The following is a 15,484-nucleotide window of genomic DNA, read 5'->3' as shown; positions in this document are numbered from 1 at the left end:
ACGGCACCGACCACCCCAGCCACAAGGCCCAGGGCAGCATGATCCGCCGCTACCTCATCTGGCGGAACAAGCACGCCACCGACCAACGCCTACGCAAAGTCGTCACCAGGGCAAACGTTGCCTGATGCGGCACTAGTACGAGGTCGACGATGCCCAGGGACATGAGGGCGCCACCGGCGGGCCGATGTCCCGGGGGGGCCCGCTGCGGAGGGGTGGCGCCGGCCTCCGAAAAAAGGCCCGGTGTCCACCAGGCCGTCGACGCGTGTCTCGACGATCGGGGACCCGTCCGCGGGCCCCGTCGCCGTCGCGTCTTCGGGCCGCACCACCCCTATCTGGTCTCCGAAACCGGACGAGAAGAAGAGGTGGGGCCGCGAGTGCCTGGGGTAGCGTCGTCCTGTTCGCCGCGTGCACCGCGGCACGCATCGGCGAAGTCTCCGGCTGTCGAGTCGGGGACGTCGACACCGCGAACTGGATCTGGACCGTCCGGCGGCAGACGACCCCGGCCCCCGGCGGCCTGGTCGACAAAGGAACCAAGGGCAATCGCTCCCGCCAAGTACCCATCATCGAAGAGATCCGGCCGCTTGTCGCACAACGCGTCCTGGCCGCCGTCGGTCTGACAGCGCTACCCGCACCCCGACGCCCGTCAGATCACCGCCGCCGGCGCGGCACTGACCGCGCACCTCAGCGTGCTCCGCGCCCCCCGGACCCTTCCGAGCCCGATCGCCGTCGCCCGCTGACACGGCCAAGACGAGTTGGTCCCCAAATGGTCCCCAAAACGACCGAGGGGCCGTCTCAGATTGCTCTGAAACGGCCCCTCGATTCACGACTCTTTCGAGTCGGGACGACAGGATTTGAACCTGCGACCCCTTGACCCCCAGTCAAGTGCGCTACCAAGCTGCGCCACGTCCCGGTGCCCGTCCGCCCCGGCTTCGAGTTCCGCGGCGGCGTGCAAGAGAACATTACCTCACTTCACGGGGTGGATCAGCACACCCGGTGTCACCGCGGGCCCGGCGGGACAATGACGGGGTGGACAGGGATCGCGATCAGGAGGGGCGGGCGCGCAGTGCGCGGCCGCGGGACGGGCTGGGGCGGCCGCTGCCCTACGGGGCGGCCGGGGTGGCGCGGCAGCCGGAGGGGGTCGCGCGGGATCCGGCGGAGACGGTGCGGGAGGCGCAGCGGCTGCTGGACGTGGGGATGCCGTTCCACGCGCACGAGGTGTTCGAGGACGCCTGGAAGTCCGGGCCCGGGGCGGAGCGGGATCTGTGGCAAGGACTCGCGCAGCTCGCGGTGGGGCTGACGCACGCGGCGCGCGGGAACGCGACCGGCGGGGCGCGGCTGCTGCGGCGCGGGGCCGGGCGGATCGAGGAGTACGGGACGCGGGGCCCGGCGGCGGAGACGTACGGGATCGACGTCGCGGGGGTGGCCCGCTGGGCGCGGGGGCTGGCCGGCCGGGTGGAGGCCGACGGGGCGGAGGTGCCCGACGCCGCGGCGGAGGCGCCGCGGCTGCGCCCGGTCAAGCGGTGAGGAAGAGTTCCGCGGGCGAGCGGTGGATGAGGGTGGGGAGCATCGGTACGGGGCCGTCGTCGGCGATCCGGAGGCCGGGCAGGAGGCGTATCAGCTCCGTGAGCGTGGCCCGTAACTGGACGCGGGCCAGCTGAGACCCCGGGCAGCCGTGCGGGCCGTGGCCGAAGGCGAGGTGCCGGGGGTGCGGCCGGGGCCGGGTGAGGTCGAAGACGTCGGGGTCCGGGTGGCGTTCCGCGTCGCGGTTGGCGGAGCCGTACGCGACGAACACGGTGGCTCCGGCGGGCAGTTCGGTGCCCGCGACGGTGACGGGCCGGGTGGTGGTGCGCCGGAAGCCCTGGACGGCGGTGTCGTAGCGTGCGGCTTCCTCGACGGCGTCCGGGACGAGCTCCGGGTCGTCCCGGAGCAGGTCCCATTGGTCGCGGTGGCGCAGCAGGTGGAGCAGCGCGGTGCCGATGAGGGCGGTGGTGGTGAGGTGGCCGGCGATGAGCAGGTTCTGGAGGGTAGAGGCGATCTCGCAGCGCTGCTCGTCGGTGAGGCCGGCCGTCCCGGGGCCGCCGCTCTCCGGGGCGAGCGCGGTGACGAGGGCGGTGATCATGTCGTCGCGGGGGTGGGCACGGCGGTCGCGGGCGTAGTGGTCGAGCAGCCGCTGGAGGGCGACGACCTCATGGGCGGCGGCGACCTGCTCGTCCTCGGGAAGGGGGCGGTAGAGCAGGCGTTCGGCTGCGTACGAGCCCTGGACGGCCGCCGGTATGTCGGCCGGTTCCAGGCCGAGCAGCCGGCCGATGACGGCGGCGGGGAGAAGGCGGGCGTAGCGGGCCATGAGGTCGGCGCGGCCGTCCGTGGCGATCGCGGCGGCGAAATCCCGGGCGAGGGCGCCTGCCCGCTCGGCGACGTACGGGGCGAGCAGGGCGATCCGGGCGGCGGACAGGCCGCTGTTCAGGGGCGCCCGGTGACGGTGGTGGGCGGACCCGTCGCTGGAGACGACGGTGGGCCGGGGCGCGAGGCCGGTGGCGAGGACGGCGAGCGCGGCGGGGCCGGGCTGGATGTCGGGGCGCAGGGCGTCGGCGGAGGAGAAGTCCTCGGCCCGGAGCAGGACTTCGCGGACGTCGGCGTCGCGTGAGACCAGCCAGGCGTCGAGGAGCGGTACGAAGGTGAGGCCGGGGGTACGGCGGGCGCGGGCGTACAGGGGGTACGGGTCGCGCTGGAGCGCGTCGAGCCGGGCCTGGCGGTCCCGCCGGTCCTGGGCCTCGGCACAGTCGCGGGCCGGTGCCGTGTCCTGGGCCGGTGCCTTGTCCTGGTCCAGGGCCTTGTCCTGGTCCATCGCCTTGTCCTGGTCCACGCGGTGCCTCCGCACACAGGGGATGGGGGTGGTGCGCTGCGCCCATGGTGCGGGGGCGCGCGCCAGGTAGCCAGGGGTGCGCGGGCGCGTGGCGCGAAACGGGCGTCCTGGGGCGCGATTCGCAAGCAGCTCCGTCCGCCCGGAGGGCAGGGCCGGCGCGACCGAGTCCCGATGCCCGCAGGCCCCCTCAGGAGGCGTTCAGGGCCTGGAGCAGGACCTCGGTATGGCTGTGCGGCGGGTCCTTGGCGGCGGTCAGGAGGGTCACGGGGCCCTCGGCGGCCCGGGCGCGCAGGTCCGAGAGGGCCTCGGCGGCGTCCGGTTCGGCGAGCTCCCGCTCGTACCGGCGGCAGAACTCCTCGTACTCGCCCTCCGGGCCGTGGAACCAGCGGCGCAGCCCGGTGGACGGGGTCAGGTCCTTGGCCCAGGTGTCGATGTGCGCGTCGGCCTTGGCGACGCCGCGTGGCCAGAGGCGGTCGACGAGCACCCGCAGCCCGTCGTCGGGCTCGGGCGGATCGTAGATCCGCCGTACGCGGACCTTGGGGTGCGAGGTGTGAGCCATGGCTTCAGGGTGCCGGAGCGGCGGGGGCCTCACATCTCGGGCACCCCCGCGAGCCGCCCCCCTACGCCGTCGCGTCCGTGCCCGGGGCGGTGACGCCGAGCGCCGGGAGCAGGACGGCGTCCACGAACGCCGCGATCGTGCCCACGTCCTCGAAGCGCTCCTCGAACAGGCGCTCGATACGCAGCATGCCCAGGAAGCTGGGGGCGACGAAGCCGATCGCCGGGTTGTCGGCGGCGATCTCTCCGCGTGCGACGGCGCGCGCCAGCATCGCGTCGAGGGCGGCGACCTCCGGCGCGATGACGGTCTCGCGCAGCGCGGCGCGCAGGTCGGGGTGCTGGATGTACGCCTGGCTGACGGCCTCCATCAGTTCGGCGTCGCGGTCACGGCGGCAGGAAGCGACCTCGCCCGCCGCACGCAGGTCGCCGGCGAGGGAGCCGGTGTCGATGCCGGTGAAGACGGCGATGCGGCGCTTGTCGAGGGCGGCGGTGACGAGGCGTGGCTTGGTGCCCCACTGGCGGTAGAGGGTGGCCTTGCCGCACTTGGTGCGGGCGGCGACGCCCTCCATGGTGACGGAGTCGTAGCCGCCTTCGCGCAGCAGGCTGATGACCGCCTCGTAGAGCTCGGCCTCCCGCTCGGGGGTGAGCTTGCTGCGCCGGGCGGCGGCGGTCGCGGCCTGCGTGGACATCGGTTCCCTCCCGGATACTCCGGACATCATCCCGCGGCGTTCCGGCTCCGTTCGCCCCGGTTCGGGGCGGCCGTCCCCGGCTCGCTCTGCGCACATCCGAGGGTAGGCCCCGCTCAATCGAGACGCAAACGTTTCGAGACGGTTGCGTCTCGATGAATTCGCCTCTAGAGTTCCTCCGTTTGTTGTCGGTTTTGGTGGAAAAAGGGGCCGTGCCATGGCTGCCGGGATACGCGGGATACGCAGAGCTCGTCCTGCCGCACCGGGGGCGTCGGCTACCCCCATACGCCCACGCGGTCGCGCGCCGCTCGCGGGCCGCCCCCCGCTCGTGCGCGAGCTGCTGCTGGTCACGGCGCTCTTCCTCGTCTACAAGTTCGGCCGGCTCTTCGCCAACGGCCACGAGACCCGCGCCTTCCACAACGCCGACCGCGTCTGGGAAGCCGAGCGCGCGCTCCATCTGCCCGGCGAGGAGCTGGTGCAGCAGCTCCTGATGCACGGCGACGGACTGATCCGGGCCGCCAACACGTACTACGCGGCCGTGCACTTCCCCGCCACGATCGCCTTCCTCGCCTGGCTCTACTGGCGCCACCCCGGCCACTACGTGTGGTCGCGCCGGATCCTCGCCCTCGTCACCGCCGCCGCGCTCGCCCTGCATCTGCTGATGCCGCTGGCGCCGCCCCGGATGCTCGGCGCGAGCGGCCTGATCGACACCGCGCGGGTCTACGGACCGTCGGTGTACGGGGCGACGCCCGAGACCGACTCGATGGCGAACCAGTTCGCGGCCATGCCCTCGCTCCACTTCGGCTGGGCGCTGATGGTCGCGATCGGACTGATCGCCGCCACCCGCTCGCGCTGGCGCGGCCTGTGGCTGCTGCACCCGCTGCTGACCCTGTTCGTGATCGTCGGGACCGCCAACCACTACTGGTTCGACGCGCTCGCCGCCTCCGTCCTGCTCGGCATCGCGCTGTACGTGGTGCCGGCGCCGGGCCGCCGGTACGACGGGGGCGACCTCCGTCCGCTGACGCCGCTGACCCCCGCCACCGCGGGGGCCGCGGCGGGGGTCCTGCGATGAGCACGGCCACCGGGACCCTGCTCGCGGTCCTCCTCTCACTCGTCTCCGCCGCCGGGTACGCCTTCGCCGCCGTCGCCCAGTCCCGGCTCGCGTCCGCCTCCCCGGCCGGACACGGGGCGCTGCGGCGGCTGCTCGGTCGCCCCCAGTGGTGGTGGGCGGTCGGCCTGAACGCCGCCGGAGCGCTCGCCCACGTCGCCGCCCTGCGCTACGGGCCGCTCACCCTCGTCCAGCCGCTCGGCGCGCTGACCCTCGTGGTCGCGCTGCCGATCGGGGCGTACGGGGCGGGGCGGCGGGTCGGCCGGTCCGAGTGGCGCGGCGCGGCCTGGACGCTGGCCGGTCTGGTCGGCCTGGTCGCGGTGACGGGCCCGGTGGCGCCCGACGAGATCCTGGACATCCGCGAGACGCTGCTCGTCACGGTGGTGACGCTGCTGCTCATCGCCGTGCTCGCGAACCGTTCGCGGGCCCGGATGGGCCGGGACACGCGGGGACAGGGGCTCGGGCACGCGATGGCGTCCGGTGTCGCCTCGGCCGTCGGCTCGGCGCTCACCCAGACGCTCACCGTCGCGCTCGCCCAGGACCTGCCCAGCGGGCCCGCGGCGTGGTGGGAGACGACCCTCCTCGCGGTCCTGATCGCCGCGTTCGCCGCGGGCGGGCTGCTGCTCGCGCAGACCGCGTACAGGGGCGGGCTCGCCGCCCCGCTGGCGGTGGTCAATCTCGCCAACCCGGCCGCCGCCGCCGTCATCGGCGTGGCGCTGCTCGGCGAGACCTTCCGCGCGGGCCTGTGGGGCTGGCTCGTCGCCGGGCTCGCCGGCCTGATGGCGGCGCGGGGCGTGCTGCTCCTGACGACCGGCCTCGGCACCGAGGCCGAAACGGACCGGGGCCCGGACGCGGACGGCATCGCGGAAGCGGTGGCGGCGGCAGTGGCGGCCGGTGGCGAGGCGGGGGCGTCGGACGAGACGGGGCGCGCGCCCGAAGCACCCGCGCCCGGGGCCGTACCCGAACCGCTTCCCGTACGCGAGCACGGAGACGTGCCGCGTCCCCGCACCGCGCCGAATCCCGTGCCCGAGCCTGCCGCCGGCTGAGCACCCGCCGCCGAGCCGCGGCCGACTGGTGCCCGACGGGCTCGTCGGCCGCCGCCTCAGGCGGCCGCCAGGCCCAGGGCCGTACGTATCTCGTCGGCCAGCCGGGCACCCAGGCCCGGCAGCGTCATCCGGTTCTTGACCAGCGCGAAGGAGAACCGGTGCGCCGGGTCGGCGAAGGCCGTCGTGCCGCCCGATCCGCTGTGTCCGAAGCCGCCCGGCGGGCGCACCGGCCGCCGGCCGCTGTCGCCGACCATGAAGCCGAAGCCCATCGCGCCCGGCCCGCCCAGCGTTCTGTCCACGCCGCTGAACGCCGCGGTGGTCGCGGTCTTCACCGTCGCCTCGGACAGCAGCCGCACCCCGTCCAGCTCGCCGCCGCCCGCCAGCAGTGCGTACATCCGGGCCGCGGCGCGCGCGGTCAGGACCCCGTTGGCCGGCAGCACCGTGCGCCGGAAGTCGGCGCGGTTGGCCAGCTCCGCGAGCGGCAGCACGCCGCGCGGGGCCGCGTCGAAGAACGGCGCGTCGGGCGGCATCCGGTCCAGCAGCGCCGCCCAGCCGCCGTCGGCGCAGTCCGCCACCCGCGCGTCGAGATGCTCGGGGACGTGGAAGAGCAGGTCGTCGCCGAGCCCGAGCGGTTCCGCCAGCTCCGCGCGCAGCAGCTCGTCGGCCGTCCGGCCGGTGGCGCGGCGCAGGATCTCCGCCAGCAGGAGGCCGTAGGTCCAGGCGTGGTAGCCGAACGCGGTGCCGGGCTCCCACTCCGGCGGCCGCGCGGCCAGCCAGTCGGCCATGGCCGGCAGGTCCATCAGCCGCTCCGGGGTGAGGTCCGCCGGCAGCCGGGGCAGTCCCGCGGCGTGGCCGAGCACCTGTCCCAGGGTGATCCCGTCCTTGCCGGCCGCGCCGAAGCCGGGCCAGTAGTGCGCCACGGGCATGTCGTACGCCGGCGTCCCCCGGTCCACCAGAACGGCGACCAGCGCCGCCGCCACGCCCTTCCCCATCGACCACGCCGGGATCAGGGTGTCCGGGCCGATCGGCCGCCGCTCGCCGGCCACGTCGGCGCTGCCCGCCCAGGCGTCCACCACCAGCTCGCCGTCGAGCCAGGCGGCCACCTGCACCCCGTTCTCCGCCCCCGAGGCGGTCACCTCCGCCAGGATGTCCTCGGCGCGCCGCTGAGCGGCGTTGTCCGGCCTCGCGTCGGACGTATGTGTCGTGCTCGTCCCCACAGCCGTCCCCTCCCCCGCAGGCCCGCTTCCGGGCTCCCACCGAATCCAACTCGCCGGTGCCCGCCAGGGTTCCCGCCGCGCTCGCTCACTTCCGGCGCCTCCGACGGCCCGTACGGCAAGGGGGCGGCCGGAAAGCGACGAGGGCGGGACGGGGCGGCGGACGCGCGGCCTATGCTCGGCGGACGCCGCGTCCGGTCCCGTACCCGGCATCCCCGTGCCCCCCTGCCCCGCGTGCCCCGGGCGCCCCTCCGCTCGTTCTCCCTCCGCCTGCCCCGCTCACCCCGCGCCGCCGAAGGGACCCCCATGGCCGAGACCCTGAGCATCGCCCCCGCCTCCCTCCAGGACTGGTCGCTGGTCCGCGACTGGGCCGCCGCCGAGGGCTGGAACCCGGGGGTGGCGGACACCCGGACGTTCTTCACGCAGGACCCCGCGGGGTTCTTCCTGGGGCGGATCGACGGGGAGCCCGTGTCGGCGATCTCGGTGGTGAACTACGGGGCCGACTACGCGTTCCTGGGGTTCTATCTCGTCCGGCCGGACCTGCGCGGTCACGGGCACGGGCTGGCGACCTGGCGGGCCGCGTTCGGGCACGCGGGCGGGCGGACGATCGGGCTCGACGGGGTGCCGGCGCAGCAGGACAACTACCGGAAGTCGGGGTTCCTCACGGCCTACCGGACGGCCCGGTACGTGGGCGAGGTGCCGCCGCCGGAGCGGCCGGCGACCGGGGTGGTGGCGGCCGGGCGGGTGGATCCGGCCACGCTCGCCGCGTACGACAGCACGTGCCATCCGGCCGACCGGCCGCGGTTCCTCGCGTCCTGGCTGGGCACGCCGGGACACCGGGCCCTGGCCCGGGTCGTGGACGGCCGGGTCACCGGGTACGGCGTCGTCCGCCCGGCCGAGCGGGAGGCGCGCGTCGGCCCGTTGTTCGCCGACACGCCGGCCGACGCGGCCGTGCTCCTCGACGCGCTGGCGGCCGAGGCCAGGGCCTTCGGCGCACCGCGCGTCGCGGTGGACATGCCGGAGATGAACCCGGCGGCGGCCCGGATCGCCGAGGAGCGCGGTCTGGAGCCCACGTTCGAGACGGCCCGTATGTACACCGGGCCGATCCGTCCCGTGGCGCGGGAGCGGGTCTTCGGCGTGACGACACTCGAACTGGGCTGAGGAATCCGGGGATCAGAAGACCCAGGGGACAAGGGAGACGAGGGAAGCCATGGGGGGCGCGGTGAACGGTGACGGGGGCCGGCAGCCGCTGACCGCGGGGCTGTTCCGGCGGGTACGGCGGGATCTGGCCGCCGCGCTGGACGAGGTGCCGGACGCCGCGCTGGACGGGCGGCCCGCGCCCGGCCGCAACAGTCTCGGCTGGCTCGCCTGGCATGTGGCCCGGGGACAGGACCGGAACGTGTCCGAGCTGATGGGCGAGCCCCAGGTGTGGGTCGCGGACGGCTGGGCCGCGCGGTGCGGCCGGCCGGCCGATCCGTCCGACACCGGCTTCGGCCACTCGCCCGCCGAGGCCGCGGCCTTCCGCAGCCCGGGCGGGGCGCTGCTGCTCACCTACCACGGCGCCTTCCACGCGCGCGTGGAGCGGTACTGCGCGACAGCACCGGCCGGCGACCTCGGACGGACCGTCACCAGTCCCACCCTCGGCGACACGCGTACGGTCGAGGAGCGGTTGCAGGGGCTGCTCGCGGATTCCTTCGCGCACCTCGGCCAGATCGCCCTGCTCCGCGGGGCGTTGGCCGACACCACGCAGTGGTGACCGCGACGGCTTCCCCTGACGCGGCCCCGACGGCTCACCCCACGGCGTCCCCGGGTGGAGCCCGGACCCTCCCCGGGCTCCACCCGGCGCTCCCCCGGCCCGCACCCTGCCACCCGTCGAGGGGGACAAGGGTTTTCCCCGTATCGGACGCCCCCCGGCGTTCCCTACTGTCTGGCCCACCGGCGGATCCCACCCCCCGTCACCCCTCCCTGCCCGGCGCAGGGGGAACGACGGCGGGTTCGCCGGGGCGGCCTTGACCCGGGCCGTCGCGCCGGTGGCGGCGCGAGGGACCCCACTCCCGGGGAGCGGCGGGTGCGACCCCACTTCGCCCCGTCGTTCCCGCGCCGCCGCCCAGCTCTTCCTCCCTGAGGGGAAGCCCCTCGGGCCGTCCGCCGACCACCGGCCCGCCGTGAACGGGCGGGCAGGGTCCGCGATGTGATCTTCCGAGCCGCCGTGGCGTACACACGCCGAATCCGGTCGACGATGCGCCCCCGCGGACGCGCCCCTCACGCGCGAACACCGTTCCTCCCGGCATCACCGCAGGTCAACCGGGAGTTGGCGGTACCCGTACGAAGACCGGAGCCGGTACGAAGCGGCCCCTTCACACGGCCTTCACCGGCGCCACCTCGTCCGTATCCCGGACACGGGGCCTGGACTGCGGCGCGGGGCTCCGTATCCTCTGCGCAACGGGGCTCACGGGCAGGGCCCGAGCGCCGGAGGGGTGGTGGACACGTGACGACAGCGCCGCTGCGGCCTGCGCCGGTGGGCCGGGAGGAACTTCTCGCGCGGCTGGAGCACGTCCTGCGCAGCCGGGGCCAGGCCCTGCTCACCGGTCCGGCCGGGGTGGGCAAGACCGAGGTCGCCCTTGCCATGGCCGCCCGGGCGGAGGCCCGCGGCGAGACGGTGCTCTGGCTGTCCACGCTGCCCGCCGACCGCGGGATATCCGGGGCGGCCGCGGCGGCCCTGGTCGCCTCGGTCGCCACCACCCTGGCCGGGCTGCCGTCCGCCGGCACCGGGCGGCGCCGGCAGGGGGCGCACGCCGAGGCCCCGGGCGGGCCCCGGACGGTGCCGAAGCCCCGCTCGCGTGCGCATCGTTCGCTCTCCGATCCCGCCGTTTCCGCCGGCCGTTCCACCCCCGATCCCGCCACCGGCCCGAGTACGGCCTCGGATTCCACTTCTGGTTCCGGTCTCGGTTCCGACTCCCGTTCCCGTACGGGCTCTGCCGGTGCCCCGTCGTCCCGTGGCCGGTCCCGTGCCCTCCCCGTCCCCGCGCCGCTCGGGGTCACCGCCTCCGGGATCCTCGAGGGGCTGCCGGGGCCGCAGCGGGCCGCCATCGCCGTCCTGTGCCGCGAGGCCCCGGCGCAGGACGGCGGCCGGGACCCGATCGCCCTGCGCCTCGGTATAGCCGGGATCCTGCGGACCCTCACCGCGCGCGGCCCCGCGCTGCTCGTCGTCGACGGCGTGCAGCACATCGACCCGGACAGTGCCGACCTCCTCCGCTTCGCCCTCCACTTGGCCCCGCCCACGCTGCGGGTGATCGCCGTCGAGACCCCCGAGGCGTACGGCCCGGCGCACCCCGGGCACGGCGGCCACCCCGCACCCGGCGACCTGCCCGACCGGCCGGCCGCCGGCCCGGACGCGCACGACACCCGGCTGTGGGTCCCGTCGGAGGCGGACGTCCTGCTCGTCCCGCCGCTCCAGGCCGACGAGATCGCCGAACTGCTCATCCACCACCGGCTGCCGTCCCGGATGGCCGGCCGCGTCCACAAGGCCAGCGGCGGCAATCCGCGGCTCGCGCTCGCCGTCGGCCGTTCGCTCGCCGACGCCCGGACGCCGGTGCATCACGCCGAGGCGCTGACCCTGTCCGGGCGGGCCCGGGACCTGGCCCGGCAGCTGCTCGGGGCCGCGCCCGACGGCGTACGCGAGACCCTGCTCCTGGCGGCGCTCGCGCTGCGCCCCACGGCCACGCTGGTACGTCGGGCCGGCCGGCCCGACGCGGAGGCCGACCTGGCGGCGGCCGAGCGGGCCGGGCTCGTCTCGCTCGCCGAGGACGGCACGGTCGCGTTCACGGCCGGGCTGCTGCCGTCGACTCTCGTCCACGACGCTTCCTGGTCCCGGCGCAGCGCGGGACACGCGGCGTTGGCGCGGGTCGTCGACGATCCGGTGGAGGCGGTACGGCACCGGGCCCTGGCCACGGACGCGCCGCAGGAGGACCTGGCGGCCGAACTCGCGGAGGCGGCCACGCTCGCCCGGCGGCGCGGCAACAGCCCGCTCACCGCCGAACTCGCCTTGCTCGCCGCCGAGTCGACGCCCGGCGCCGACGCCAAGCAGCGCATCGCCCGGCTGGCCGACGCCGCCGAGGAGGCCGCCCGGGCCGGCCGCGCCGACCTCGCGATGCGCGCGGCGGCGGACCTGCTGGCCCGGGACGCGGCGCCCGACGACCGCGTCCGGGCCCGGCTCGCCGTCCTCGACACGGCGGGGCAGGGCCTGACCGCACTCGACGAGATGTACGTCCACGCCATGGAGGACTCCGAGGGCGACACCGCGCTGCGCGCGGCCGTCCAGCTCCGACTGGCCGTCAAATACGTGCTCGCGGACGGCGATCCGGCCCGGTCCCGGCTGGCCGCGATGGCGTCCGCCGAGCTGGCGGAGTCGATCGGCGACTCCCGTACGACCGCCGAGGCGCTGACCGTACAGGCGCGGATGGAGCGGGCCCTCGGTTCGCCGGGCGCGGAGACGGTGCTGGCGCGGGCGCGCGAACTGGAGACGGCCGAGCGGCCGGCCGGAGTGCACAACGCCGCACAGATCCTGACGATCCGTCACGCCGTGTTCGACGGACGGCTGGTGGAGGCACGGACGCAACTGGGCGCGCTGCTGCCGCTGGTGCAGCGGCGCGGTTCGGTGGAGGACGCCATCGAACTCCTCATCACCCTCACCGAGATCGAGTCGCGGATCGGCCCGTGCGCGGCGGCCCTGACCCACGCCGGGCAGTCGCTCGCGCTGACCCTGGAGGCGGGCCTGTCCCCCGGGCCGCCCTGGTACGCGCTGGCGCTCGCCGAGACCGCGGGCGGCAGCTTCGCCCGCGCCGCCAGCTACGCCCGGCGCAGTGTGCAGGCGTCGGAGGAGGAGGGCGACCGGGTCTTCCTGTCGCGCAGTCTGTACGCGCTCGGCCGCGTCCAGCTCGTCAACGGGGACGTCACCGCGGCCCTGGAGACGCTGCGCCGGGTGGAGGCGAACGAGCGCGCCCAGTCCACGGTGGACCCGTCGATGCTGCGCTGGCACGAGGAGCTGGCGGAGGCGCTGCTCGCGCACGACGATCCGGCCGCGGCCCGGGCGGTCATCGGAGAGGTGCGGCCGGCCGGCGAGCGGCTGGGCCGGACCCGGGTGCTGCTCGGCTGCGACCGGGCGTACGCGCTATGCCTGGCGGCGGAGGGCCGGACCGACGAGGCGGCGGAGCTGCTCGCGGGCACGGCGAGCCGGTTCGCGGACGCCGAGCTGCCGCTGGAGCAGGGCCGGGCGCTGATGGCGCTCGCCCGGGTGGAGCGGCGCCGGCGGCGGCGTTCGGCGGCGCAGACGGCGCTCCAGTCGGCCGCGGCGGTGTTCGAGCGGGCGGGGGCGGCGCCGTGGATCGCGCTGGCCGCGGAGCCGCACGGCACCGCGCCGGCGGCCGAGGTCCCGGCGCACGAGGAGAGCCTGCCCGCGCTGTCCGCGCTCACGGAGGCCGAGCTGCGGCTCGCGCGCCTGGTGGGCCAGGGCGCGAGCAACCAGGAGGCGGCGGCCAAGCTGTATCTGAGCGTGAAGACGGTCGAGGCCCGGCTGACCCGCATCTACCAGAAGCTGGACGTCCGCTCCCGGGCCCAGCTCGCGACGGCGCTGCGGCCCTGAGCCCGCATACCCGAGGGCCGAGGAACGAGGGTCGAAGGCTCCCGGGCAGCGATTGCGGGGGCCGCGGCCCGGCGGGACGATGACAACCGGGGACGAGGCCCCGGCCGGAGCGGTCCCGTCAGAGCGGCACACCGCCCCTCGGCGTCCCGGCGCGTACCGGCGTACTGGCGCGTACCGGCGTGTCATCGCCCCGGCGTCCGGCCGGCGCGGGCCCGCCCGGCCCCGCGCGGAGGTGACGCACGATGCGGTACGGATCCGGCTCACGCGGCGGCACGCTCGGCGGGTCGCCGGTCGCGACCCGCCCCGAGGACGTCTTCGACGATCCGGGCGCGGTGGCCGCGCGGGTGCGGGCCCATCTGGAGGAGGAGCTGGAGTCCCCGGAGTTCCCGCGGGTGGCGGGCTTCCGCGAGCTCGCGGGTCCGGACGAGGAGCCACCGCCGCGGGTCGCGCCGGCCGTCGAGGTGGCGCGGTTCGCCCGGGAGGAGCGGGCCAGGGTTCTGGAGGCCGGGGTGGGCGGTCTGGAGAAGCTGGCGGCCGGGCGGGCGGACGAGATCGACGAGGACGAGTACGTGGGCGTGGCGGCGATCGTCCTGCTGGAGGGCCGGCCCGCGATCCCGGTGCGCGGCCGGGACTTCGACGCGCGGCCGGACACCTGGGCGGCGCTCGACGTCGAGCGGGAGGCGATCGGCGCGTCGCTCGCCGGGGTCGGGCGGATCGTGGTCACCGGGCACCCGAGCCTGGACTGGATCGGCACGGCGTTCCTCGCCGGGCCGGACGTGGTGATGACGAGCCGGCGCGTGGCCGCGGAGTTCTGCCGTGCCGACGGCGTGGGCTGGGCGTTCCGGGACGGCATGGCGGCCCGGCTCGACCCCGGCGAGGAGCTGCCCGCCCGCCCGGCGCCCGGGCCGGTGGCGCAGGCGGGGCCGCCGCCGTACGAGATCACCGGCGTGATCGGCGTGCACCCGGACGTCGACCTCGCCCTGCTGCGGATCGACCCGCCCGACGGGGAGCCGCCCCCGGCCCCGCTGGCGGTCGCGGCGGACGCTCCGGCGGACCTGCCCGGCCGGGCGGTGTACGTGATCGGCTATCCGGCCGGCGACGGGCGCCGTGACGAGCCGGAGACCATGCGCCGGATCTTCATGGACGCCTACGACCTGAAGCGGCTCCAGCCGGGCCGGGCCACCGGCTTCTCGGCCGACGGCCCGGTGCTGCGGCACGACTGCTCCACGCTGGGCGACAACAGCGGGGCGCCGGTCCTCGATCTGGCCGACCACCGGGTTCTCGGGCTGCACACCGGCGGGCGCTACCGGGTCGGCAACGTCGCCGTACCGCTGTGGGAGCTGGTCGATGATCCGCTGCTCGCGCGCGCCGCGGTCAACTGGGTCTGAACCACGGGCTCATCGGGCGGCGGACGTCATCGCGAGGCGCCGGCCGGCGGATCCCTGGTCGGGCCGCACGACCCGCCGACGGGAAGGTCACGTCGTCGACGGAGCCCCGGACGCTCCGCCCGGTCCTCCTCAACGCCCGGAACCAGACCCTGACGTGACGCTTCGTCAAGACGACCGTACGGCCCGCCCGGTCGACCCGTACGTTCTCGCAGGCACGGACCGCGTCCGGACCGCCCCCGGCCGTCGTCCCGACGTGCAGTCAGGCGTCGGAGAGCAGGCCGAAGACGGGGCGCAGGCCGTGCGGGCGCTGGTCGACCGGCAGCGGGTCGACGAAGTACACGCGGGCGCCGAGCGCGAAGGCGCCGCCGTCGGCCCTGCGGTCGTCGCCGACCATCAGGGTCTCCTCCGGGGCCAGCCCGAGCTTGTCGCAGGCGTACTGGAAAATGCCCGGCTCGGGCTTCTGGACGCCGACCTCGAAGGAGAGGGCGAAGACGTCCACCCACGCGTCGAGCCCGTGGGCACGGAACACCGGCCGCGGGTCCCAGGCGATGTTGCTGACCACGGCGACGGAGAGGCCGGCGCGGCTCAGCCCGGCGAGGGTGGCGGCGGCGTCCGGGTACGGCTGCCAGGCCTCGGGAGTCATGTGGCGTTCGTAGAGCGCGTCGACCAGATCCGGGTCGGTCACCCCGGACGCCCGGATCAGTCCCGTGTACGCGGCGCGGTGCCGCTCGGCGTCCAGGTCGCGCTCGTCCCACAACTGTCGCAGCGCCTCGGGCACCTCCCGCGGCCCCGGGCCGCCGGGCAGCGCGCCGTGGTGGGTGAGGCGTTCCACGGCGTGGGCGAACGCGTCGCCGGAGAGTCTCTCGCCGCACGCGGTGAGACCCGCGTCCAGCCAGTGCGCGAGGGACTCGACGCGGAACAGGGTGCCGGAGAAGTCGAACAGGACGCCTTTGATCACCCTCCGATCGTAGAACGCGAAACCG

The 15,484-nt window shown here is 75.8% G+C and carries 12 protein-coding genes, 1 tRNA gene and 1 pseudogene; 8 read left to right on the top strand and 6 right to left on the bottom strand.

From position 1 onward, the window contains the following. Positions 1–125: pseudogene (locus ABZ693_RS19935) on the top strand (transposase); the annotation flags it as partial. A gap of 711 nt (positions 126–836) precedes the next feature. On the opposite strand, the gene ABZ693_RS19925 reads toward ABZ693_RS19935, so the two are convergent. Then, positions 837–910: transfer RNA gene (locus ABZ693_RS19925), tRNA-Pro, on the bottom strand. A gap of 116 nt (positions 911–1,026) precedes the next feature. Between ABZ693_RS19925 and ABZ693_RS19920 the strand changes: the two genes are divergently transcribed. Continuing rightward, positions 1,027–1,524 (top strand): DUF309 domain-containing protein, encoded by a 498-nt coding sequence (locus ABZ693_RS19920; RefSeq protein WP_359878776.1) that lies wholly within the window; start codon positions 1,027–1,029, stop codon positions 1,522–1,524. Here the strand turns inward: ABZ693_RS19920 and ABZ693_RS19915 are convergent. The 3 genes from ABZ693_RS19915 to ABZ693_RS19905 all read right to left on the bottom strand — a co-directional run bounded on the left by ABZ693_RS19915 (position 1,514) and on the right by ABZ693_RS19905 (position 4,107). Beyond that, a complete protein-coding gene (locus ABZ693_RS19915) occupies positions 1,514–2,863 on the bottom strand; it encodes a cytochrome P450 (protein ID WP_359878774.1) in 1,350 nt (449 codons plus the stop codon). The genes ABZ693_RS19920 and ABZ693_RS19915 overlap by 11 nt on opposite strands. Positions 2,864–3,050: 187 nt before the next feature. Then, the gene (locus ABZ693_RS19910) at positions 3,051–3,422 is read right to left on the bottom strand and encodes a DUF488 domain-containing protein (RefSeq protein ID WP_359878771.1); all 372 of its coding nucleotides are present in this window, start codon (positions 3,420–3,422) and stop codon (positions 3,051–3,053) included. Positions 3,423–3,483: 61 nt separating this feature from the next. Then, positions 3,484–4,107: a TetR/AcrR family transcriptional regulator gene (locus ABZ693_RS19905; RefSeq protein ID WP_359878769.1), complete on the bottom strand. Its 624-nt coding sequence runs from the start codon at positions 4,105–4,107 to the stop codon at positions 3,484–3,486. A gap of 214 nt (positions 4,108–4,321) precedes the next feature. Between ABZ693_RS19905 and ABZ693_RS19900 the strand changes: the two genes are divergently transcribed. Continuing rightward, the gene (locus tag ABZ693_RS19900) at positions 4,322–5,176 is read left to right on the top strand and encodes a phosphatase PAP2 family protein (protein WP_435842477.1); all 855 of its coding nucleotides are present in this window, start codon (positions 4,322–4,324) and stop codon (positions 5,174–5,176) included. After that, a complete protein-coding gene (locus ABZ693_RS19895) occupies positions 5,173–6,258 on the top strand; it encodes a DMT family transporter (RefSeq protein ID WP_359878766.1) in 1,086 nt (361 codons plus the stop codon). Before ABZ693_RS19900 ends, ABZ693_RS19895 begins: the two co-directional genes overlap by 4 nt. Before the next feature lie 56 nt (positions 6,259–6,314). On the opposite strand, the gene ABZ693_RS19890 is transcribed toward ABZ693_RS19895, so the two are convergent. After that, entirely contained in the window at positions 6,315–7,475 is a 1,161-nt protein-coding gene (locus ABZ693_RS19890; protein ID WP_359878763.1) for a serine hydrolase domain-containing protein, read from the bottom strand. Between the two features lie 303 nt (positions 7,476–7,778). Here ABZ693_RS19890 and ABZ693_RS19885 point away from each other — a divergent pair, with 303 nt between their 5' ends. The 4 genes from ABZ693_RS19885 to ABZ693_RS19870 all read left to right on the top strand — a co-directional run bounded on the left by ABZ693_RS19885 (position 7,779) and on the right by ABZ693_RS19870 (position 14,501). Further along, positions 7,779–8,633: a GNAT family N-acetyltransferase gene (locus ABZ693_RS19885; protein WP_359878760.1), complete on the top strand. Its 855-nt coding sequence runs from the start codon at positions 7,779–7,781 to the stop codon at positions 8,631–8,633. 61 nt (positions 8,634–8,694) lie between these two features. Next, positions 8,695–9,228, top strand: a complete 534-nt coding sequence (locus ABZ693_RS19880; protein ID WP_359878758.1) for a DinB family protein — start codon at positions 8,695–8,697, stop codon at positions 9,226–9,228. Between the two features lie 732 nt (positions 9,229–9,960). Then, complete coding sequence (locus ABZ693_RS19875) at positions 9,961–13,113, top strand: helix-turn-helix transcriptional regulator (protein WP_359878756.1); 3,153 nt, start codon at positions 9,961–9,963, stop codon at positions 13,111–13,113. 242 nt (positions 13,114–13,355) lie between these two features. Continuing rightward, positions 13,356–14,501, top strand: a complete 1,146-nt coding sequence (locus ABZ693_RS19870) for a trypsin-like serine peptidase (RefSeq protein WP_359878753.1) — start codon at positions 13,356–13,358, stop codon at positions 14,499–14,501. A 259-nt stretch (positions 14,502–14,760) separates the two neighbouring features. Here the strand turns inward: ABZ693_RS19870 and ABZ693_RS19865 are convergent, their stop codons facing one another. After that, positions 14,761–15,456: an HAD family hydrolase gene (locus ABZ693_RS19865; RefSeq protein ID WP_359878790.1), complete on the bottom strand. Its 696-nt coding sequence runs from the start codon at positions 15,454–15,456 to the stop codon at positions 14,761–14,763. Positions 15,457–15,484: the final 28 nt, after the last annotated feature.

It is taken from the genome of Streptomyces laurentii (genome assembly GCF_040635425.1).
Lineage (GTDB): Bacteria > Actinomycetota > Actinomycetes > Streptomycetales > Streptomycetaceae > Streptomyces > Streptomyces laurentii.
The sequence above is the reverse complement of the archived record's forward strand: the minus strand, read 5'-3'. Positions and strand labels throughout refer to the sequence as shown.